Below are 21855 nucleotides of genomic sequence, written 5' to 3' on the forward strand. Positions count from 1 at the left end.
AACCCCTGCCCGCCGTTGACGGGCCGGGCAAGCTGTTACTTGATCTGCTGTCCGTTGGCAAAGATGCTGCCGCCGTCCTTGAATTCAAGCCGGGTTTCCAGCTTGTCCTCACCTTCCTTGACCGGCTTGGCGAACATCATCAGCATCATCCGCGCCGACATCACCTGATCCTCGGGGATCAATCCGATGCCGGCAAGCTTGTCGATCAGACCGTTGACGCCCTCATACCGGGCATTGATTTCGCCGACCGGCGTGGTCATGTCGCCGCCTTCGGGCGCCTGCAACCGGCCCGAGGCAGTGACCTCGGCCCCCAGCAGCTTCAGCGCGAACTGGTTCAGTGCCAGATCGATCAGCTCGAAAGGCGCGGGTTCGGCGGGATCGGCGCTTGCGTCCGCATCCTGCCCGGCCTCTGGGTCCGCGTTCTCCTTTGGCGTCAGGTTGGCCGGATCGAACAGATCCCTGGTCAGCTTCATGCTGCCGGTCACGTCCATGTCCAGCGAGGCGGGGTCGCGCGGCAGCTTGGCCTGCGGGTCGAACTGGTTCCAGATCTCGTCGCCCAGGGTCAGCCCCTCCAGCGCATAGGCCAGCTTGTAGGGCTGGGCGGCGTCGCCGGCCATCACCGGCATCTGCAGATCGAAGCCGCCGCTTTCAAAGCCGTAGCTGATCGGGAACGGCATGTCGCTGGCGGTCATCTTGAACTGCGCCGCATCCGAACCTGCCTGATAGCCCAGCCCGTCGCGGGACATGGTATAGCTGATCTCGAAGCCTTTGCTGCTGTAGGTGCCGGCGCCGGTCTGGGGCTGGCCCTCCTCGGTCTGGCCGGCAAAGTCAAGGCTGCCGTCCAGCGCGCCGGCTTTCAGCGTGCCGGTCATCGCCAGCCCGGCTTTCAGCGCGGCGTTCATGTCCTGGTCGATCGGCGCCCCGGTGGGTATGGTCATTTCGCCCGACAGGCCGATATCGGCCAGCTTGCCGTCGAACTTGACCTGCTCGCCCGCCTCGCCGGGGATGTCGCCGCTGAACTGGGCGTTGGCGGTGTTCATCGTATAGTCGTATTTCGCCGGCGCGCCGGCCACGCGGTGCAGCGTGCCGGTCGATTGCGCCAGGGACAGCTTGATCGGCAGCGGGCTTTCCTTGCCGTCGCGGGTGATGCTGGACAGCGCCACATCGATGGTCGGATAGTCGAATTCATGCGTCATGTCCTCGGCCGCGCCAGAGGTGACGGTGGTGTTTCCCGGCATCGACAGCACGAAAGGCAGGCGGAAGCTCTTGCCGTCGGCATCGACGCCATTGGCCTCGCCACTGACTGTATCGGCAAAGACGGTGCGGACCTTGCCGGCGCCGTCCTCGGTCAGGGTCACCTGCGGCAGCGCCAGGCTGACCTGGCTTTCCGGGGCGCCGCCCTTGATGGCGACGTCCTTCAGCGTCAGCGTGTCGCCGGCCCTTTCGCGGCCGCCTTCGCTGACCTGATAGCCCATCGACTGGTAATATTCGACCCAGGACTGCCAGACCTGCTCGGATGTCACATCGGCCAGCGCCGGAGAAAGCATCGCTGCCAGCGCCAGGGCCGAGCTTGTCAGTCGCAGATCCATGTCCTTGCCTTTCGTCTTGCGTTGCGAACCTCTTCCGGTTCTTGCCATAGCCGCGCTTGCGGTCCAAGGGCGGGAATGTCTGACACACGCTATTTTGCGGCAATGACGGCTGCGTGACGGTCGCGCCCGCGCGATCGTGGGCGCTGCTGTGCGGAAAATCGTGCGCGTTACGGGAAATGACGGGTCGCGACCGGTCCGGGGCCTTGGCCCCGCCGGAGCCGGACCCCTCGACGGGGTTCGGCTGCGGTGCCTGGTCACAGGGCTCAGCCGTAGACGGATTCCTTGCCGAAATGGCGACAGAGCATGTAATAGATCACCGCGCGATACTTGTTGCGATTGGCGCTGCCATAGCGCGAGACCACGTCCTGGATCGCCGCCATCAGCTCGGGGCCATCGGGCAAGCCCAGCTTGCGGATCAGATAGTTGTCGCGGATCCGTTCCAGTTCCGTCGTGTCCGAGGCCGCCACCGTTTCCGCATCGGCGTCATAGATCGAGGGGCCGCAGCCGATCACCACCTTCTTCAGCAGTTCCATGTCTGCCGCCACGCCCAGCTTCTGCTGCATGTCGGCTGCATATTTGGCGATCAGATCGTCGCGCTTGCTCATCCTTGATCCCTCCCCCGGATGGTGTCTCCGGAGGAAAGCCTAGCGCAAGTGTTTCACATATCAATCAAAAGCTGCGGCTCAATAACGATAGTGTTCCGATTTGAACGGACCTTCGGGGTTGACCCCGATGTAATCGGCCTGTTCGCGGCTGAGCTGCGTCAGCTTGACGCCGATCTTGTCCAGATGCAGCCGGGCCACCTTTTCGTCCAGGGCCTTGGGCAGGATATAGACCCCGGGGGCATATTCGGCGCCCTTGGTCCACAGTTCGATCTGCGCCAGAACCTGGTTGGTGAAGCTGGCCGACATCACGAAGCTGGGGTGGCCGGTGGCATTGCCCAGGTTCAGCAGCCGGCCTTCGGACAGCAGGATGATGCGATTGCCCGAGGGCATCTCGATCATGTCCACCTGGTCCTTGATATTGGTCCATTTGTGGTTGCGCAGCGCGGCCACCTGGATCTCGTTGTCGAAATGGCCGATGTTGCCGACGATGGCCATGTCCTTCATTTCGCGCATGTGTTCGATGCGGATGACGTCGCGGTTGCCGGTGGTGGTGACGAAGATATCGGCCGTGGCGACGACATCTTCGAGCAGCACCACCTCGAAACCGTCCATGGCGGCCTGCAACGCGCAGATCGGATCGACCTCGGTCACCTTCACCCGGGCGCCGGCGCCGCGCAGGGATGCGGCCGAACCCTTGCCGACGTCGCCATAGCCGCAGACCACGGCGACCTTGCCGGCCATCATCACGTCGGTGGCGCGGCGGATGCCATCGACCAGCGATTCCTTGCAGCCATACTTGTTGTCGAATTTCGACTTGGTGACGCTGTCATTGACGTTGATGGCCGGGAACGGCAGCAACCCTTTCCTGTGCAGGTCGTATAGGCGATGGACGCCGGTGGTGGTTTCCTCGCTGACGCCCTTCAGCGCGGCGCGCTGGGCGGTGAACCAGCCCGGCGATTGCGCCAGCCGCGTGCGGATCTGGGCAAACAGGGCCTCTTCCTCTTCGCTGGTCGGCACTTCGATCAGGTCGGTCTCGCCCGCCTCGACCCGGGCGCCCAGCAGCACATACATGGTCGCGTCGCCGCCATCGTCCAGGATCAGGTTGGCGGTGCCTTCCGGGAACTGGAAGATGCGGTCGGTATAGGACCAGTATTCGGCCAGCGTTTCGCCCTTGACGGCAAAGACCGGGATGCCGGCGGCCGCAATCGCCGCCGCGGCATGGTCCTGGGTGGAAAAGATGTTGCACGAGGCCCAGCGCACCTGCGCGCCCAGCGCCACCAGGGTTTCGATCAGCACCGCGGTCTGCACCGTCATGTGCAGGCTGCCGGCGATGCGGGCGCCGGCCAGCGGCCGCGTCTCGCCGTATTCGGCGCGCAGCGCCATCAGCCCCGGCATTTCGGTTTCGGCGATGTCCAGTTCCTTGCGGCCATAGGCGGCCAGGGAAATGTCGCGGATGATGTGATCGGTCATGGGGATCTCGCAGCGGATATGTCTGGGATGTGTCGGTGATGTCACGGCGCCGCAGGCGGGCCTTTGGCGCGGGCTTATCATTCCCGGCGCGCCGCTGCAAACCGAAGCGGCGCGGGGCTTGCAAAGGCCGTGCCAGGCGGGAAATCTGTGGCGCAGGTGGCCGGCGGCGCCGCCAGGGCAACGGGACTGGGGGAAAGACATGGCAAAGCTGCTGGCGGATGTGGGTGGCACCAACGCGCGGCTGGCACTGGCGCGTGACGGCAAGCTGGATGCCGCCAGCATCACCCGGTTTCGCGGCGACGATCACCCAAGCTTTGACGAGGTGGTGACCCGTTATCTTGACGCGCAGGGCCGGCCTGCGATCGATGCGGTCTGCGTGGCAGTCGCCGGCCCGGTCTGGGGCGATACCGCGTGCCTGACCAATCGCGACTGGACTTTTTCCGAAGCGGGGCTGTGTGCCCTGACGGGGGCGCCCCGGGCGCGACTGATCAACGACATGATCGCTCTGGGCTATGCCACGCCGGCGCTGGAGGGTGCAGCCGCGGCGTTCCTGCGCCAGCCACGGGCGGACGCCCGCCGCAACGGTCAGCGTCTGGTGGTCAATGCCGGCACCGGCTTCAACGTCTGCGCGGTCAAGGTGCTGGCGCAAGGCGGCATCGCTTGCCTTGAGTCCGAAGAGGGCCACACCCGGCTGCCCATGTCGATCGCCGATCCCCTGTTCACCGAACTGGGCGCGGCCGCGCGTGCCATCGATTCGGTCGAGGAACTGTTTGCAGGTCGCGGGCTTGCGCGTCTGCACGGGCTGCGCACCGGCACCCAGGCGCGCCGTGCCGAAGATGTGGTCACCGCCGCTGCCCGCGGCGATGGCGCGGCCGAGGATACGCTTCGCCTGCATGCGCGGCTGCTGGGGCTGATGTGCCGGGAACTTGCCTTGCGCTTCATGCCTCTGGACGGGATGTTCCTGGCCGGCAGCGTTGCGCGATCCTGTGCCTATCGCTTCGACAGTTTCGAGCAGGGGCTGCTGGCCGATCCGCTGATGGCACGCATCGCGCAATCGGTGCCCGTGGGTGTCATTCAGGACGATCTGGCCGCCTTGCATGGCTGTCTGGCCGCAGTTGGCTGAAAATCGCCGTTTTCCGGGCTGCGGTGCTGGATTTTGCTGCCATGCCCTGCAATGCTTGCCGAAAAGACCGGCAGAAAGCAGGACAGGCATGACACGCTGGATCAGGGCAGGGTTGACGGCCGGCCTTCTCATGGGGGGCGCAAGCGGGCTGGCGCTGGCGCAATCGTCCGGGCCTTCCTCGGCCTGGATGCCGTTTTCGGGCTGGTTCGGCGGCCGCGACGCCAACGCTCGTTCGCCGGTCGATCTGGATTTCCGCATCTCGGGCGGCGACGATGCGCTTTTGCCGGCCATCCGCAACACCTCGCTGCTGGTCGCCGCCCAGGCCGAGGATCGGGTGACCGGTCAGGACATGCTGGCCGCCGCGCGCGCCGATTATGCCCGTATCCTGGGCGTGCTTTACGACCAGGGGTATTATTCGGGGGTCATCGACATCAAGCTGGACGGGGTCGAGGCCGCCAGCATCGCCCCGCTGGACGCGCCGCAGACCGTGCGCAAGGTTACCATCGATGTCCAGCCAGGCCCCCGCTTCCGCTATAGCCGCGCCCAGATCGGGCCGCTGGCGCCGGGGACCGAACTGCCGCGCGACTACCGCAAGGGCGAGATTGCCCGCACCGGCGAAATGAAGGCCGCTGCCACCAGCGCCGTCGATGGCTGGCGCAATGTCGGCCATGCCAAGGCCGAAGTTGCCCGCACCGAGATCATCGCCGACCACGCCTCCAATCAGGTGGACAGCGTGATCGACCTGGCGCCAGGGCCGGCGCTGCGCTTTGGCAAGCTGACGATCCGTGGTTACGAACGGATGAACCCGCGCCGTCTGCGCAAGATCGCCGGTTTCCCCGAAGGCGAGCGCTTCGATCCCGCAAAGCTCGAGGATGTGCGCAAGCGCCTGCGCCGATCCGGCGTGTTTTCTGCCATCACCCTGACCGAGGCTGATTACATCAGCCCCGGCAACACGCTGGACGTGGATCTGCAGGTCGTGGAACAGAAGCTGCGGCGGCTGGGGGCAGGTTTTGAATATTCCAACACCGAGGGGCTCGCGCTGACCGGTTACTGGATCAACCGCAACCTGCTGCGCGGCGGCGAAAGGCTGCGCGTGGATGCCGGGGTGTCCGATATTCACGGCAATTCGGGGCGCGACTACAACCTTGGGCTGCGCATCGATCGCCCGGCCACATTGAACGCCGACACGACCGGCTATGTCCTTGCCGAGGTGAAAAGCCTGCAGGAGGATGACTATGATCTCAAGTCGGGCACCTTCGGACTGGGCTTTACCTGGATCCCCAGCGACCGGCTGACCGCCGACATCGCGCTGCAGTATCGTGCCATCCGCGTCGACGATCTGGCGGGACGCAGCGATTTCCGTCTGGTGGCGCTGCCCGCGCAGCTGACCTGGGACCGGCGCGATCAACCCACCGACGCCAAGCGCGGTTACTGGCTGTCGGGGGGGATCACACCGTTTTACGGCATCGGCGATCAGACCGGTTCCGGTGCGCAGGTCACCGCCGAGGGGCGCGTCTATCGCAGTTTCGGCCGCGACGACCGTTTCACCCTGGCCGGGCGCGCCAGGCTGGGCAGTGTGTTGGGCCCGGAAATCGACCAGACCCCGCGCGATTATCTGTTCTGGTCGGGCGGCGGTGGCACGGTGCGCGGCCATTCCTATGAGTCGCTGGGGGTCGAGGTAATCCAGGGACCGGACGGGGCGGTGCGCACCGGTGGCATGTCGATTGCCACGCTCAGCGCCGAATCGCGGATGCAGTTCCGCGAAAAGCTGGGTTTCGTGCTGTTTGCCGATGCCGGCCGGGTGTGGGAGGACAGCGGCTTTTCCGGCGCCTCGGGCTGGCAGGCGGGGGCAGGTGCCGGCGTGCGCTATCAGACCCCCATCGGACCGCTGCGTTTCGACCTGGCCACGCCGGTGGGCGGCGGCGATGGCGATGACGGCGGGGTGCAGGTCTATATCGGTCTGGGGCAGGCGTTCTGATGGGCAGGATTTTTCACCGTATCGTGCTGGCGCTGGGGCTGACGCTGGCGGCAGCGGCTTCTGTCCAGGCCCAGGACACGGCAGCCGAAATCTCGCAACAGGTCGAGGACGACAAGGGCTTCATCACCCGCTTCTTGCAGGAAAAGCTGTCCGGCGCCGGCCGGCAGGTGGTGATCGACGGCTTTCAGGGCGCGCTGAGTTCGCGCGCGACCTTCACCCGCATGACCATTGCCGATGACGACGGCGTCTGGATCACGCTGGAAAACGGCGCGCTGAGCTGGAGCCGCAGCGCCCTGCTGTCGCGCCGCATCCAGATCAACGAATTGTCGGCCGAAAAGGTGATCCTGCCGCGCCTGCCCGGCGGCGGCGACAAGGCCCCTGCCCCCGAGGCGCGCGAATTTGCCCTGCCGCAGCTGCCGGTCGCCGTGAACATCGACAAGATCCAGGTCGGCCGGGTGGAACTGGGGCAGGCGATCCTGGGACAAGAGGCGGTTCTGGCCATTGACGGGTCGATGAACCTCGCCAATGGCGAGGGACAGACCAAGCTGACCATCGACCGGGTGGACGGGCCGCGCGGGCGTTTTCTGCTGGACGCGGGCTTTTCCAATGCCAGCCGTATCCTGGCGCTGGACCTGAAGCTGGACGAGGATGCCAACGGCCTGTTCGTCAACCTGGTCAGGATGAACGGCCGCCCGGCGCTTCAGGCCGAAATCGCCGGCACCGGCCCGCTGTCGGATTACAGCGCCCGCATCCAGCTCAGCACCGACGGCCAGCCGCGGGTGCAAGGCCAGGCCCAGGTGCGCGCGGAGGCGCGCGAGGGCGCCGATGGCACCGCCTTCCGGCTGCGGCTGGACGGCGACATCGCGCCATTGGTCGCGCCGCAGAACCAGCAGTTCTTTGCCGGCACCTCGCTGATCCGGGCCGAAGGCTGGCGGGGCGCCGACGGCCGGCTGCTGGTGCCGGAGCTCAAGGTCACTACCGGCGCGCTGGACCTGTCGGGTTCGGTCGCCACCACCGCGCGCGGGGCGCCGGAAAGCGCGCATCTGACGCTGCTTTTGGGTCGCGATGCCGGGGCGACGCAATTGCCGGTGGCGCTGCCGGTCGGGGACAAGCCGCTGACGGTGACTTCGGGCAATCTGCGGCTGGATTATGACGCGGCCCAGGGCGCGGGCTGGGTGCTGCAGGGGCGCGTCGGCGATGTGACGCGGCCCGATCTGATGCTGTCAGAGCTGCGCCTGGACGGGCGCGGCCGGGTGGTGCTGACCGACGATCGGGCCCTGGCCGAGGTGCGGGGCTGGGTCGCCTTCGGCATGGACGATGTCAAACCCACCGATCCCGGCCTGGCGCAGGCGCTGGGCGATACGCTGAACGGCGGCCTGAATTTCGCCTTCACCCCCGGCAATGCGCTGCGCTTCTGGGGCATGAACATCAACGGCAACGGCTATGGCTTTACCGGCGAGATGGAACTTGCGGGGCTGAAAAGCGGCCTGACGCTGACCGGCGACATCGCCGCGCGCCACGACCGGCTGGCCGATTTCTCGACATTGGCCGGGCGTGAACTGGGCGGCCGGGCCGAGGCACAGATCAAGGGCCGCTATGCCCTGCTGGGCAAGGGCTTCGATCTCGACACCCGCATCAAGGGCGTGGATATCAGTCTGGGCCAGGACCAGGCCGACCGGATGCTGGCCGGTGAATCGACGATCGACCTGTCGGCCCGGCGCGACACCACCGGCATCCATGTGCGGCAACTGACCGTCAATGCCCGCAACCTGACCGCCGAGGCACGCGGCTTCCTCAGCAGCCAGGCCAGCGATCTCAGCGCCCAGATCCAGATGCCGGACCTGTCGGTGGCCGATCCGCGCTATGGCGGTGCGGCCAGCACCCAGGCCCGGCTGACCGGTCCCGACGGGCGGCGCAAGCTGGCACTGTCGGGCAAGGCGCAGGATCTGCGGCTGGGCCGGCCCGAGATCGACGGCGCCTTCAAGGGCGAAACCGACCTGACGGTGCAACTGCTGGAAACCGACGGCGTCTATGAATTGCAACAGTTCCGGCTGCTGAACCCGCAACTGGACGCGGCAGGCCGCGGCACGTTCACGATGCAGGAACTGGACGGCGAACTGTCGCTGAGCATGCCCGATCTTTCCGTGCTGGGGCGCGGCCTTTCGGGCGGCGTCAGCCTGCAGGGCAAGGCGACGAAACAGGGGGCGGCGCGGCGCGTCGAGCTGACCGGACGCGGCACCGATCTGCGGCTGGGTCAGCAGGATGTGGACGGGGCGCTGACTGGCATCACCGAACTGGCGCTGTCGGCGCGCGAACAGGACGGCGAATTCACCGTCGACAGCTTTCGTCTGCAAAACCAGCAGATGCAGGCCACAGCCCAGGGCAGCATCGGCAGCCGCACCGACATGACCGGCGCGGTGGACATCCGTTCTCTGGCCAGTTTCGGGCGCGGCTGGCGCGGGGCGCTGACCGCGCAGGGCAGTTTCCGCGACGACGGCACCGGTGGCCGCCGGCTCGAGGTGACCGGCAGCGGCCGCGATCTGGCCTTTGGTCAGGCGCAGGTCGATGGCGCGTTGCAGGGGGAAACCCGGCTGAGCCTGCAGGCCAGCGAACGCGATGGCGTGTTCACCGTGCAAACCGCCACCGTGCAGAACCCGCGGCTGGCGCTGGATGCCGCGGGACGGCTGGGGCAGGGCGCCACCGACCTGACTGCCAATCTGCGGGCCGACGACCTGCGCTTTCTGGGCCGCGGTTTTCGCGGTGCGGTGACGGCGCAGGCCCGCGTGCAGGACCAACCGGGCGGCACCCGTGCGATCAGCGCCAGCGGCAATGCCCGCGGCCTGGCGATCGGCAATGCGCAGGCCGATCCGCTGCTGGCCGGGCAGACCAGCTTCGACCTTCAGGCCCAGCAGCGCGCGAACGGCAGCCTGACCGTCAGCCGCCTGCGTGCCGAGAACCCGCAGCTGCGCCTCAGCGGCGATGGCGACCCGGCCACGGGCCTGAACCTGGACGCCCGCCTGACCGACCTGGGGCTGCTGCTGCCCAGCTTTCCCGGCCCGGCGGAACTGCGCGGCCGCATCCAGAACAGCGGTGCCAATTATGTCCTGGCGCTGGAGGGCAGCGCGCCGGGCGACACCCGCGCGCGCATCAACGGCAGCGTGGCGACCGATTTCAGCCGCGCCGATGTCCGAATCGAGGGCAGCAGCAATGCCGCCGCCGCCAATCCCTTCCTGCGCACCCGCTCGATCGAGGGGCCGCTGAGCTTTGACCTGCGTCTGGACGGGCCGCCGGGATTGCAGGCGCTGAGCGGGCAGGTGGCGCTGACCGGGGGTCGCCTGGCCGAGCCGCGGCTGGGGCTTGCCATCGGCAGTCTGAACGCGCGCGCCGACCTGGGCGGCGGCCGCATCCAGGTCGATATCTCGGGTGCGGTCGAGGCGGGTGGCACCATCACCGTGACCGGTCCGATCGCCCTGACCGGCGACCGGCCGATGGATTTGTCGGTGCGGCTGTCCGACGTGGTGCTGCGCGATCCCAACCTTTACGAAACCCGTGCGAACGGCAGCATCCGCGTTACCGGATCGCAGGCCGCGGGTCCGCTGGTGTCCGGCCGGATCGATCTGGGCACGACGGAATTGCGCATCCCCTCGACCGGGCTGGGCGGGGCCAAGGCGATTCCCGACATCATCCACCTGTCCGAACGCCCGCCACAGCGCCAGACCCGGGCCAAGGCCGGGTTGCTGGAATACCCCAGCGCCGATTCGCGTGCGGCCGGCATGGCGGCGCCGCCGGCGACGCCGCCCGCCAATCCCGCACGCTTCGACCTGCTGATTTCGGCGCCCGATCAGGTGTTCGTGCGCGGCCGGGGTGTTGACGCGGAACTGGGCGGCGAAATCCGGCTGACCGGAAACGCCCGCCAGCCCATCCCCATCGGCCAGCTTGAATTGATCCGCGGCCGGGTCGATCTGCTGGGCAAGCGGCTCAATCTGACCGAAGGGCTGATCGAGCTTCAGGGCAGCCTGATGCCGGTGATCCGCCTGGTCGCCCAGATCGAGCAGGACGGAATCACCACCCGCATCATCATCGACGGCGAAGCACGCGATCCGGAAATCACCTTCGAATCCTCGCCCGAATTGCCCGAGGAAGAGGTCTTGTCGCAGCTGCTGTTCGGGCGCGGCCTTGACAACATATCGGCGTTGCAGGCAGCCCAGCTGGCCAGTGCGGTGGCGACGCTGGCCGGTCGCGGCGGCGACGGCATCATCGGACGGCTGCGGGCCTCGACCGGGCTGGACGATCTGGACCTGACTACCGACAACAACGGCAATGTTTCGCTGCGGGCCGGCAAGTATCTGTCCGAAAAGGTCTATACCGATGTGCAGGTGGGCGGGGATGGCAAGACCCGGCTGAACCTGAACCTGGACGTTTCCAAGACGGTGACGGTGCGCGGGTCGGTGGACAGCGATGGCGAAAGCTCGGTCGGGGTTTTTTACGAACGCGATTATTAGATCGGCCGAATAGGGGCTTGCGGCCCGCTGGCTTGCGCGGGCTTGACGTTTACCGGCGACATTGTTAGCCAGCTAATGAAAATCATTAGCTGGCTAATGGAATGACCGCGAGTCCCGCCCCTCTGCTCGATCTGCTGATTTCCCTGACCCGCAGCCTGCGCGCGGCATTTGAACTGCGGGTGCGCGCGCATGGCTTGACCTTTGCCCGGGCGAGGTTGCTGACCACGATCGGTCGCAATCAGGGCGCCAGCCAGGCCGATCTGGCGGCGATGCTGGACATCGAGACGCCTACCCTGAAACGATTGCTGGACGCCCTGGAGGCGCAGGGCCTGGCCGAGCGCCGGCCGATTGCAGGCGATGCGCGCAAGCATGCCGTCTATCTGACGGAAACCGCAAGCATCGCGCCCTTGCTGGGATTTCGGGCCGAGATGGACGCCGCCCTGACGAGCGACATTCCGCCGGAGGATATCGAGATTACCCGCCGCACCTTGGCGCGCATGGGGCAGAACGCCGCGCGACTTGCCCAGGGATGACAACCGCTGTTTCGGTGCCCGGCGCGGAAAACCCGCCGGATGCAGTCCGGCCCGCCGCCCAGCCGACGGTTTTCCCGATGCCGGGGAGGCGGGCGCTGGCTTTCGTCGCCGCGGCGCTGGTCATCGGCCTGACCCAGGGTCTGGCCCAGGGTTTTGTCAGCGCCAATCTGCCGCAGATTGCCGGCGATCTGGGGATCAGTCCGGCGCGCGCCAGCTGGCTGATCGTCGCCTTTCTGGTGCCGCGCGTGGCCTTGCCGCTGCTGCTGATCAAGCTTCGCGATCAGTTCGGCCTGCGCCGCTTTGCCGAGGTGGCGGTGCTGGCCTATCTGCTGGTGTCGCTGGCGGCGCTGGCGGTCGATGACCTGCGCTCGGCCCTGGCGGTGCAATTCGCGCTGGGCATGGCCTCGGCGCCGCTGAGCACTTTGGCGTTCATGTATATGCTGGAACCCTTGCCGCCGCAGTGGAAGATGCGGCTGGGCCTGCCACTGGTGCTGGCGGTGTTCCTGATCGGGCCGCTGCTGGCGCGGGTGATTTCGCCTGCCGTGATGGCCGATGCGGGCTGGAGCGCGCTGCACCTGCTGGCGCTGGGGCTGGCGGCGCTGTGCCTGGCGCTGGTCTGGCTGCTGCCACTGACCTCGCCGCCGCGGGTGCATGTGCTGGCGCCGCTGGATCTGGTCAGCTGGCTGCTGGTCTCGGTCGGGCTGGGCGGGCTGACGACAGCATGCGTGATGGGCCCGATCCATGGCTGGACCGATGCCCCCTGGCTGGGCTGGACGGTCGTGGCGGCGCTGGCCTCGCTGGCGCTGGCGGTGGCGGTCGAACTGAACCGCAAGGCGCCGCTGCTGGACATCCGCTGGCTGGTCAGCCCGGAAATCCTGCATCTGACGGCGACGCTGCTGCTGTTCCGGCTGGTGCTGTCGGAACAATCGGCCGGGGCGCCAAGGATGTTCCAGCTGCTGGGCGTGGGCGCTGAGCAGATGGTGGAGCTGTTCGCGGTGATTTGTGCCGCGACCCTGGGCGGGGCGCTGCTGCTGGTGGCGCTGATCCGCCCGCAGCGGGTGGCAGGGTTTCACCTGCTGGCACTGGCGCTGGTGGCGCTGGGTGCCTGGATGGACAGCCACGTCACCCCCGACACCCGCCCGGCGCAGATGATGACCAGCCAGGCGATGATCGGCGCGGCCGGAATCCTGTTCCTGGCCCCGGCGATGATGCGCGGGCTGCTGGCGGCGCTGGCGCGTGGCCCCGCCTATCTGCTGTCCTTCGTGATCGTGTTCATCTCGACCCAGTCGCTGGGCGGGGCAATGGGCTCGGGGCTGTTTTCCAGTTTCATCGACCGTCGCCAGGCTTTCCACCTGCAACGGTTGGTCGAGGGGATGGCACCGACCGACCCGCAACTGGTCGCCGCAATCGCGCGTCAGAGCGCGCAACTGGCGGCGCAGATCGCCGATCCGGCGCTGGCACGGGCGCAGGCGGCAGCGCAGCTGCTGCAACAGGCCGGCATTCAGGCGCAGGTGCTGGCCTATGCCGATGCCTATCGCCTGACCGCTGCGGTGGCGCTGGCGGCGCTGGTCGCCCTGATCCTGCATCTGTTCCGCGATTGGCTGGTCGCCCGTCGGGCGCCGGCCCTTGCCCCAGCGAAAGCCATGACATGACCCGACGCCATCTTATCCCCACCCTTGTTGCCCTGGCTGCCGGGATGGCAGCGGTGCTGATCGTGCTGTTCTGCTGGCAATTGCCACCCTTTGCCCCGGCCGATCCGCGCACCGAAAACGCCTATGTCCGCGGGCAGGTGACCCAGCTGGCGCCGCAGCTGGCCGGGCATGTAAGCGCGGTCGAGGTGGCCGACTTCCAGCAGGTTCGGCGCGGGCAGGTGATCGCGCGGCTTGACGATCGCCCCTTTCGGCAGCGGCTGGCGCAGGCCCGGGCCAGCCTTGCCGGGGCCGAGGCCGGATTGCAGATCGGCCAGCAGGCGGTGCGTTCGGCCGAGGCCGGGCTGCAATCGGCGCGCGCGACCCGGAACGCAGCCGAGGCGGCACGCGACACCGCACGCGCCGCCTGGGATCGGGCGCGCCAACTGAAATCGCGCGGCGTCACCGCCGACAGCGCCGCCGATCAGACCGAGCTGGCCCTGCGTCAGGCCGAGGCGGCGCTCGCCCAGGCCGAAAGCGCCCTGGCGGTCGCCCGCGAACAGGTCAGTGCGGCAAAGGTCGGGCTGCTGGCACGTCAGGCCGACATCGACGCCGCCCGCGCGGCGGTCGAATTGGCGACGCTGGATCTGGACCACACGGTGATCCGGGCGCCGGGTGATGGCCGGCTGGGCCAGGTGGCGGTGCATCCGGGCCAGTATGTTGCCCCCGGCACGCCGCTGGTCAGCCTTGTCGGGCCCGAGGTCTGGGTGATCGCCAATTTCCGCGAAACCGAATGGCGCAGGATCCGGCCCGGCGCGGCGGCGGTGATCCGCGTCGATGCCCTGCGCGGTGGCAGCCTGCGCGGCCATGTGCAGGCGTTTTCGCCGGCGATGGCGTCCGAGTTCAGCCTGATGCCGCCCGCGAACGCCACCGGAAACTTTACCAAGGTGGCGCAGCGCCTGCCGGTTCGGATCGCGCTGGACCCCGACCAGGACCTGACCCCCATGCTCGAGCCGGGGATGTCGGCGGTAGTGACTGTCTCCCGCCCCGTGAACGGCGGTGCCGCTGGCTGACATTGACGCAACGTCAATCGTTCCGAATGTGACGAAAAAGCCAATCTCATTGAATTTTCGCGAAAACTTGACCTTTTCGCAACTGGTCGTCCCTGGTCCGGGTGTTACCATACCGTCATGAACAGTTCCCACCGGCCTGCCGGATCGCGGGACGGTCGGACCCTGTCGCCACACAAGCCGGGACCGAACCATGACGTCGATTGTCGCCTTTTTGCAGATTGCCGGTGCCGTCGCCCTGTTGCTGTTCGGCCTTGGGCAGGTGCGCGACGGCATGACCGAGGCTTTTGGCGTGCGGCTCAAGATGATCCTGGGCCTGGGCACGCGCAGCGGGCCGCGCGCCTTTCTGTCGGGTCTGGTGGCAACGCTGGGGCTGCAAAGTTCGACCGCGACCGCGGTGCTGACCGCGTCCTTCGTCCAGCGCGAGATGATCGCTCCCCGCATGGCGCAGATCGTGCTGCTGGGTGCCAATCTGGGCACGGCGCTGACCGCATTGGTCGTCTCGGCGGGGCTGGCGGCGCTTTCGCCGGCGCTGATCCTGGCCGGATACGTCCTGCGGCGGCGCAAGCAGGCGCTGTGGGCGGGTAGCGGCATGGCGCTGATGGGGGTCGGGGTGATGCTGGTGGCGCTGACGCTGCTCGAGGCGGCGACCCTGCCGCTGCGCCAGTCGCCGCAGCTGGCGGTGTTCCTGACCATGCTGGATCAGGCTTGGCCGGTGGCGTTGGTGATGGCTGCGGGGCTGGCAGTGCTGTGTTCCTCGTCCCTGGCGGCGGTGCTGCTGATCCTGTCGCTGGATCTGTCGCCGGCGCTGACCGTGGTGCTGGTGCTGGGCGCCAACCTGGGCGGTGCGGTGCCCGCGGTGCTGGCGACCTGGGGGCTCGCGCCGGCGGCGCGTCGGGTAACACTGGGCAATCTGGCGGTGCGGGCGCTGGGCTGTCTGGCGGTGCTGCCGCTGGCCGGCCAGGCGGGGGTGATGCTGATGAATCTGCCGCTGCCCCGCAGCGGCCTGGCGGTCGAGGCGCATCTGGCCTTCAACCTGGCACTGGCGCTGGCGGCCTGGCCGCTGGCCGGACCGCTCGCCCGGCTCTTGGCGCGCATCCTGCCCGATGACGACGCCGCCCGTCCCGACAGCCCGCGCTGGCTGGACGAGGCGGTGCTGGACACGCCCCTGCTGGCCCTGACCGGCGCCAGCCGCGAGGCGTTGTCGCTGGGCGATACGGTCGAACGCATGCTGGATCAGACCCGCACCGCCTTTCGCAAGAACGACACCAGCCCGCTGGCCGAGGTGGCGGAACTGGAACAGCGCGTCGACCGCCGCCAGCAGGAGGTCAAGACCTACCTGTCGCGTCTGGGCGGTTCCGCCAGCGAAGATGACCGTCGCCGCGCCATCACCATTCTGGATTATGTCATCAATCTGGAACACATGGCCGACATCATCCACCGCGGCCTTGGCCCCGCCGTGCGCAAGAAGGTCGGCCTGGGCCTGCGCTTTTCCGAGGCCGGCTATCGCGAGCTGGACGGGCTGTTCCTGATGACGCTGGACAATCTGCGCATGGCGCAGAGCGTGTTCATGACCCGCGACCGCGACATGGCCCGGCGCCTGATGGAGCTGAAGGTCGAGATCCGCAATCTGGAACGGCAGTCGGCGCAGCGCCACCTGCTGCGCCTGCGCGAGGGCCAGCCCGAAAGCCGCGAGACCTCGTCGCTGCATCTGGACGTGCTGCGCGATTTGAAGCGCATCAACGCCCATGCGGTATCGGTTGCGCATCCGATCCTGGACGAGGAAGGGCTGCTGATCGAAAGCCGGCTGCGCAGCCATTAGGCCGGCCACCGTGCTGTCATCGCGGGCTGCTTGCAAAACGCCACGGCCGGAACCTTTCGGTTCCGGCCGTTGCTTGTCGGTGATCTGGGCAAGGGCCGCTCAGACCTCGGGCACCAGCACCTCGCGCTTGCCGACATGGTTGGCGGGGCTGACGATGCCCTGCTCTTCCATCTGCTCGACCAGCCGCGCCGCCTTGTTGTAGCCGATCGCCAGCTTGCGCTGGATGTAGCTGGTCGAACATTTGCGGTCCTTGGCCACGATCGCCACCGCCAGGTCGTAAAGCTCGGCATCGCCCCCCTCGCCCGAGGCCAGGCCCAGCACCTGATCGATGCTGTCGGCGCGATCCTCGTCGGGGCCTTCGACCACGCCGGCCATATAGCTGGGCGGGCCAAAGGATTTCAGGTGGTTCACCACCTCTTCGACCTCTTCGTCGCTGACGAAGGGGCCGTGAACGCGGGTGATGCGCGATCCGCCCGCCATATACAGCATGTCGCCCTGACCCAGCAGCTGTTCGGCGCCCTGTTCGCCCAGGATGGTGCGGCTGTCGATCTTGGAGGTGACCTGAAAGCTGATCCGGGTCGGGAAGTTCGCCTTGATCGTGCCGGTGATGACATCGACCGACGGCCGTTGCGTGGCCATGATCAGGTGGATGCCCGAGGCCCGCGCCATCTGCGCCAGGCGCTGGATGCAGGCCTCGATCTCCTTGCCGGCGACCATCATCAGATCCGCCATCTCGTCCACGATCACGACGATATAGGGGAAGGTCTCGGGCTGGAATTCCTCGGTCTCGAATACCGGCTCGCCGGTGTCCTCGTCGAAACCGGTCTGGACGGTGCGGCGGAACAGCTCGCCCTTGTCCAGGGCCTCGCGCACGCGGCCGTTATAGCCCTCGATGTTGCGCACGCCCATCTTGGACATCTTGCGATAGCGTTCCTCCATCTCGCCCACGACCCATTTCAAGGCGACGACGGCCTTTTTCGGATCGGTGACCACGGGCGACAGCAGATGCGGGATGCCGTCATAGACCGACAGTTCCAGCATCTTGGGGTCGATCATGATCAGCCGACATTCCTCGGGCGTCAGCTTGTAAAGCAGCGACAGGATCATGGTGTTGATCGCGACCGACTTGCCCGAACCGGTGGTGCCCGCGATCAGCAGATGCGGCATCTTGGCGAGGTTCGCCACCACCGGCCCGCCACCGATGTCCTTGCCCAGGGCCAGCGGCAGCGGCTGGGTGCCGTCGCCATAGGCGCGCGAGGACAGGATTTCGCGCAGCACCACCTTTTCCCGCCGCGCATTGGGCAGTTCGATGCCGATGACGCTGCGCCCCGGCACGGTCGAAACCCGCGCCGACAAGGCCGACATCGACCGCGCGATGTCATCGGCCAGGCCGATCACCCGGCTGGCCTTCAGCCCCGGCGCCGGTTCCAGTTCGTAAAGCGTCACCACCGGACCGGGCCGCACCTCGGTGATCTGACCCTTGACGCCGTAGTCGTCCAGCACCGCCTCGAGCATGCGGGCGTTTTCCATCAGCGCCTCTTGCGACAGCTGGTGGCGTTCGACAGTCGCCGGCGCCGCCAGAAGCGACAGCGGCGGATGCTCATAGGCCGGCGCCGCGGCGTCAAAGCGCATTGCCGGCTCGGCCTCGGCCTGGGCCTGGCGCGAGGGCGGGGCCGGGCGGGCCGGGGGCACAACCACCCGCGCGGTGCCGGCGCCGAAAGGCCGGGGCGGGGCGGCATCCGTCGCGCCCTCGGCATCGGTATCGGCATCGGCGGCCGTGCCGGCATCGCCGCGCGCCAGCGCCCCGGACAGCCGCGATCCGACGGCGGCAAGCAAGCCCGCCTTTGCCGCGGCCGGCCGCGGCTCGCCGCGATGACGCAAGGCGTCCTTGATGCAGGCGTCGATTTCCTCGGCCGAGGGGGCGGCGGCGTCCTCGGCATAATGGGTTTCCGGCTCGATCAGTTCGGCGGGCGGCACCGGGTCATGGACGCGCGGCGCGCGCGGCAGGCCGGGCAGGGCGGTTCCGGCGCTGCCCGGCAGCTGGGCCGAAGCATCCTGGCTGACGCGTTGGCGCCGCGCCTCGGCCCGGTCGCGGATCTGTCGTGCCGTGCCCTGCGACAGCCGGGCCACGCGGTCCAGCGCCAGCAGCGCCAGCAACCGCGCCGTCGCCAGCCCCTGGCGCAGGAAGCCGCCGATCGCGGTCAGTTCCCTGCGGTCGAAGCCCAGGACAAAGGCCAGGAACGCGACCGCCCCGATTGCCGTCAGCAACGCCAGGATCTTGATGGCGATCGAGGCGCGCATCGGCATCGCCGACAGCATCCCGCCCATCAGCATGTCGCCCAGATGTCCACCCAGGCCAAAGCTTTGCGTCCAGCCCGGGGGCGGCGTCAGCGAGGTGGCATAGACCGATACCAGCACCATCGCGATGGGCAGGAAAACGCCGCGGATCAGCCGTTCCTCGCCCCGGTGCAGCATCAGCCGCAGCCCCCAGGCCAGCGCGCCCAGCACCAGCACCCAGCTGCCAAAGCCGGTGATCATGAACAGCGCCGAGGCGATATAGGCGCCGGGCCGGCCCAGATAGTTCTGCGCCTCCTGATCGGTGGCCGACATGAAGCTTGGATCGTCCGGGCTGTAGCTCAGCAGCATGGCGGCAATCACCACCCCCAGCGCGACCAGCAGCGCGCCAAGGCCTTCCTTGCTGCGCCGCTCCAATGCCGCCCGGGTGGTCTGGTCCAGCAACGGGTCGCGGTGTTTGGCCTGCCAGCTCGCCATGGTTCAGCCCCCTTGATACAAACAGTTGCGGAGGCGGCTCAGGGCCGCTTCGGTCTGATCTGCCGGCGCCACCAGCGCCACCCGGATGTAATGCCGACCCGGATTGCCGTGACTGGTTTCGCGTGCCAGATAGGCGCCGGGCAGCACCTGGATGCCCGCCCGCGCCCACAATCGCTTCGCCGCCTCCTCGCCGTCGCCCAGTTGCGGCGGCACCGGCAGCCACAGGAAAAACCCGCCTTGCACCGGCTGATAGCCGGGCACATTGCCCAGCACCCGGTCGGCAATGCGGTATTTTTCCTGATAGAGCGCGCGGCTGGCATCGACATGCGCCTCGTCCGCCCAGGCAAAGGCGCTGACGCGCTGCACCGGCAGCGGCAGCGGCGCCCCGGCATAGCTGCGCAGGCGCCGCATCTGCGCGATCTGCGCGCTGCCGCCGGCGGCAAAGCCCGAGCGCAGCCCCGGCAGGTTCGAGCGCTTGGACAGCGAATTGAACATCACCACCCGATCGGCAAGCCCCATGCGGCTGGCCACCGCCAGCGCGCCGGGAGGCGGGGCATCGCGCCAGATCTCGGAATAGCATTCGTCGGCCAGGATCAGGAAATCATGCTGTTCGGCCAGCGCCACCAGTTCCTCAAGGTAGTCCTGGGACGCGATCGCGCCCTGGGGATTGGCGGGGGAACACAGATAGGCCAGGGTGGTGCGGTCCAGCACCTCGGCCGGCAGATCGGCATAGCGGGGCAGATGCCCGGTTTCGACGGTGGCCGGAACAAAGATCGGCTCGGCCCCCACGGCGGCGGCGGCGACGGCATAGACCTGATAGAATGGATTGGGGATCAGCACCGCCGGCTGCTGGTTGCGCTTGTGTTCGGGCGCCAGCGCCAAGGCGGCGTTGAACAGCCCCTCGCGCGTGCCGTTCAGCGCCATGATGCGGTCGGGCGCCACCTCGATGCCGTGGCGGCGCTGCAACCAGCCGCCGATGGCCGCCAGCAGCTCGGGCGTGCCCTCGTTGGTGGGATACTTGCCGAAATCGGCGATGCTTTCGGCCATGATCGCCCCGGTAAAGCCGGGGATTTCATGGCGCGGTTCGCCGATGGTCATGATGACGGGATCGCCGCCGGGCGCGATGCCCGCCAGCAGTTTCCGCAGGCGCGGAAATGCGTAATCCGGCAGGTTCGAAAACCGCTCGGGAAATGCCATGGCTGCCTCTCGTTCGGGGTCGTCGCGCCCCGTTTCTGCGCCAAGACTACCGGCAATCCCCCCATGCGTCCAGAGTTTCACCGGCCCCCGGCCGGGGGTTTGCAGGCTTTTTGCCGGCGCAAGGACGGTCAGATCAGCGCAGCGCCGCCTCGACCCCGGCGGCGGCCATCAACAGCGCGCGGTCGCCGCCGGTCGTGCCCATCAGCATCAGCCCGCATGCCGGGTGGCCGGTGGGCAGGCTGATCGCCGGCAGGCCCAGCAGATTGGCGATGCGGGTATTGCGCAGCGCCAGCAGGTTTTCGCGGGCAAAGAACTCGGGCTCGGCCAGCAGGCGGGCGACATCAGGCGGCAGGATGGGCGCCGTCGGCAGGATCACCGCGTCGAACCCTGCGACCAGGCGCGCCCAGTCCGCCCGCAGATGCGCGAGCTGTTCCCAGGCGGCGACGTAATCGGCGGCCAGCACCGTGCCGCCGCCGCGAAACCGTTCCAGGACCGGCGCATACATCAGCTCGGGCGCGCTTTCGATCTGGTCGCGCCAGATGCCATAGGCCTCGGGGGCGAACAGTCGGGGTGCCAGGGCCAGCGCCTCGGCCACGCAGGGCGGTGCGGCATGGGTAATGCGCGCGCCGGCCTGGGCCAGCCGGCGCAAGGCGTCCTCGAAGGCGGCCACGGGGGCATCCCGCGCCTGATCCATCGGCATCCCGTCCAGCACCATCAGCCGCAAGCCGCGGGGCTGGGCGTCCGACAGGTCGACCACCGCCTCGCCGCGCAGCACCGCGAACAATTCGGCGCAATCCTCGACCGTGCGGGCGATGGGGCCGGCCACGTCAAATCGGCGGCACAGCGGCACCACGCCCTCGGCGCTGACCGCGCCATGGCTGGGCTTGAAGCCGACCAGCCCGTTCCAGGCCGCCGGCACGCGAATCGAGCCGCCGGTGTCGCTGCCGATCGCGGCGGCCGCCAAACCCAGCGCGACCGAGACCGCGGCGCCGCTGCTGGAGCCGCCCGGCGCCAGCGCCGGATCGATGCTGTTGGGCGGCGTCGCCGTCATCGGATTGACCCCCAGCCCCGAAAAGGCCAGTTCGGTCAGATGCGTCTTGCCCAGACAGACCAGCCCGTCCAGCGTGGCCGCGGCCAGGATGGCGGCATCGCGGGCGGGCATGCGCCCGGCCAGCAGGCGCGAGCCCGCCTCGGTCAGGGTGCCGGCGCTGTCGATATTGTCCTTCCAGCTGATCGCCACCCCGTCGAGCAGGCCGCGGCGCAGGCCGGCGCGGGCGCGATCATGGGCGGCGATCGCCTCGGCCCGCGCGCGGTCGGGGCAAAGCCTGGCATAGATCCGGTCGGCATAGGGATGGCGAGCGGCGGCATCCAGATAGGCCTCGGCCTGTTCCACCGGGCTTATCAGCCCCGCCAGGATAGCCCTGCCCTGATCTGCGGCCGACGCCTTCAACCAATCCATGCGCACCCCACCCTTGCTGTCACCACCCATGCGCAAAGGCTAGCCAATGCGCCGGGCGGCGGCAATGGCAGGGCCGGGCGGCAATGACGCATGGACATTCTTTTGCC

13 protein-coding genes are annotated in these 21855 nt (G+C 68.0%); 7 read left to right on the top strand and 6 right to left on the bottom strand.

From position 1 onward, the window contains the following. Positions 1–35 precede the first annotated feature (35 nt). The 3 genes from GB880_RS05030 to ahcY form a co-directional block, all read right to left on the bottom strand. Positions 36–1589: a DUF2125 domain-containing protein gene (locus GB880_RS05030; protein ID WP_154492509.1), complete on the bottom strand. Its 1554-nt coding sequence runs from the start codon at positions 1587–1589 to the stop codon at positions 36–38. A 263-nt stretch (positions 1590–1852) separates the two neighbouring features. Continuing rightward, complete coding sequence (locus tag GB880_RS05035; protein ID WP_154492511.1) at positions 1853–2194, bottom strand: DUF2853 family protein; 342 nt, start codon at positions 2192–2194, stop codon at positions 1853–1855. A 78-nt stretch (positions 2195–2272) separates the two neighbouring features. Continuing rightward, on the bottom strand, positions 2273–3664 hold the full coding sequence (gene ahcY, locus GB880_RS05040) for an adenosylhomocysteinase (RefSeq protein WP_154492513.1): 1392 nt from the start codon (positions 3662–3664) through the stop codon (positions 2273–2275). 199 nt (positions 3665–3863) lie between these two features. Between ahcY and GB880_RS05045 the strand changes: the two genes are divergently transcribed. The 7 genes from GB880_RS05045 to GB880_RS05075 all read left to right on the top strand — a co-directional run bounded on the left by GB880_RS05045 (position 3864) and on the right by GB880_RS05075 (position 16320). After that, on the top strand, positions 3864–4787 hold the full coding sequence (locus GB880_RS05045; protein WP_154492515.1) for a glucokinase: 924 nt from the start codon (positions 3864–3866) through the stop codon (positions 4785–4787). An 88-nt stretch (positions 4788–4875) separates the two neighbouring features. Next, the gene (locus GB880_RS05050) at positions 4876–6765 is read left to right on the top strand and encodes an autotransporter assembly complex protein TamA (RefSeq protein ID WP_154492517.1); all 1890 of its coding nucleotides are present in this window, start codon (positions 4876–4878) and stop codon (positions 6763–6765) included. Beyond that, positions 6765–11267: a translocation/assembly module TamB domain-containing protein gene (locus GB880_RS05055; protein WP_154492519.1), complete on the top strand. Its 4503-nt coding sequence runs from the start codon at positions 6765–6767 to the stop codon at positions 11265–11267. The genes GB880_RS05050 and GB880_RS05055 overlap by 1 nt, the downstream gene beginning before the upstream one ends. Before the next feature lie 101 nt (positions 11268–11368). Further along, positions 11369–11800, top strand: a complete 432-nt coding sequence (locus GB880_RS05060; RefSeq protein ID WP_154492521.1) for a MarR family winged helix-turn-helix transcriptional regulator — start codon at positions 11369–11371, stop codon at positions 11798–11800. Positions 11801–11877: 77 nt separating this feature from the next. Further along, the gene (locus GB880_RS05065) at positions 11878–13452 is read left to right on the top strand and encodes an MFS transporter (RefSeq protein WP_229774327.1); all 1575 of its coding nucleotides are present in this window, start codon (positions 11878–11880) and stop codon (positions 13450–13452) included. Beyond that, positions 13449–14501, top strand: coding sequence for an HlyD family secretion protein (locus GB880_RS05070; RefSeq protein ID WP_154492525.1), 1053 nt, complete (start codon positions 13449–13451; stop codon positions 14499–14501). Before GB880_RS05065 ends, GB880_RS05070 begins: the two co-directional genes overlap by 4 nt. Positions 14502–14691: 190 nt before the next feature. Next, positions 14692–16320, top strand: coding sequence for a Na/Pi cotransporter family protein (locus GB880_RS05075; protein ID WP_154492527.1), 1629 nt, complete (start codon positions 14692–14694; stop codon positions 16318–16320). Between the two features lie 99 nt (positions 16321–16419). Here the strand turns inward: GB880_RS05075 and GB880_RS05080 are convergent, their stop codons facing one another. The 3 genes from GB880_RS05080 to GB880_RS05090 form a co-directional block, all read right to left on the bottom strand. After that, positions 16420–19092 (bottom strand): DNA translocase FtsK, encoded by a 2673-nt coding sequence (locus GB880_RS05080; protein ID WP_263467332.1) that lies wholly within the window; start codon positions 19090–19092, stop codon positions 16420–16422. Between the two features lie 3 nt (positions 19093–19095). Beyond that, on the bottom strand, positions 19096–20289 hold the full coding sequence (locus tag GB880_RS05085) for an aminotransferase class I/II-fold pyridoxal phosphate-dependent enzyme (protein ID WP_154550586.1): 1194 nt from the start codon (positions 20287–20289) through the stop codon (positions 19096–19098). 133 nt (positions 20290–20422) lie between these two features. Next, positions 20423–21748, bottom strand: a complete 1326-nt coding sequence (locus GB880_RS05090) for an amidase (protein ID WP_263467333.1) — start codon at positions 21746–21748, stop codon at positions 20423–20425. Positions 21749–21855 lie beyond the last annotated feature (107 nt).

The sequence above is a fragment of the Paracoccus sp. SMMA_5_TC genome, assembly GCF_009696685.2.
Classification (GTDB): Bacteria; Pseudomonadota; Alphaproteobacteria; order Rhodobacterales; family Rhodobacteraceae; genus Paracoccus.

Coding starts and splice junctions, on each gene's coding strand:
- GB880_RS05080 (WP_263467332.1), bottom strand. CDS start 19,092: ATGGCGAGCTGGCAGGCCAAACACCGCGACCCGTTGCTGGACCAGACC.
- GB880_RS05035 (WP_154492511.1), bottom strand. CDS start 2,194: ATGAGCAAGCGCGACGATCTGATCGCCAAATATGCAGCCGACATGCAG.
- GB880_RS05070 (WP_154492525.1), top strand. CDS start 13,449: ATGACCCGACGCCATCTTATCCCCACCCTTGTTGCCCTGGCTGCCGGG.
- GB880_RS05060 (WP_154492521.1), top strand. CDS start 11,369: ATGACCGCGAGTCCCGCCCCTCTGCTCGATCTGCTGATTTCCCTGACC.
- ahcY (WP_154492513.1), bottom strand. CDS start 3,664: ATGACCGATCACATCATCCGCGACATTTCCCTGGCCGCCTATGGCCGC.
- GB880_RS05085 (WP_154550586.1), bottom strand. CDS start 20,289: ATGGCATTTCCCGAGCGGTTTTCGAACCTGCCGGATTACGCATTTCCG.
- GB880_RS05030 (WP_154492509.1), bottom strand. CDS start 1,589: ATGGATCTGCGACTGACAAGCTCGGCCCTGGCGCTGGCAGCGATGCTT.
- GB880_RS05075 (WP_154492527.1), top strand. CDS start 14,692: ATGACGTCGATTGTCGCCTTTTTGCAGATTGCCGGTGCCGTCGCCCTG.
- GB880_RS05055 (WP_154492519.1), top strand. CDS start 6,765: ATGGGCAGGATTTTTCACCGTATCGTGCTGGCGCTGGGGCTGACGCTG.
- GB880_RS05065 (WP_229774327.1), top strand. CDS start 11,878: ATGCCGGGGAGGCGGGCGCTGGCTTTCGTCGCCGCGGCGCTGGTCATC.
- GB880_RS05090 (WP_263467333.1), bottom strand. CDS start 21,748: ATGGATTGGTTGAAGGCGTCGGCCGCAGATCAGGGCAGGGCTATCCTG.
- GB880_RS05050 (WP_154492517.1), top strand. CDS start 4,876: ATGACACGCTGGATCAGGGCAGGGTTGACGGCCGGCCTTCTCATGGGG.
- GB880_RS05045 (WP_154492515.1), top strand. CDS start 3,864: ATGGCAAAGCTGCTGGCGGATGTGGGTGGCACCAACGCGCGGCTGGCA.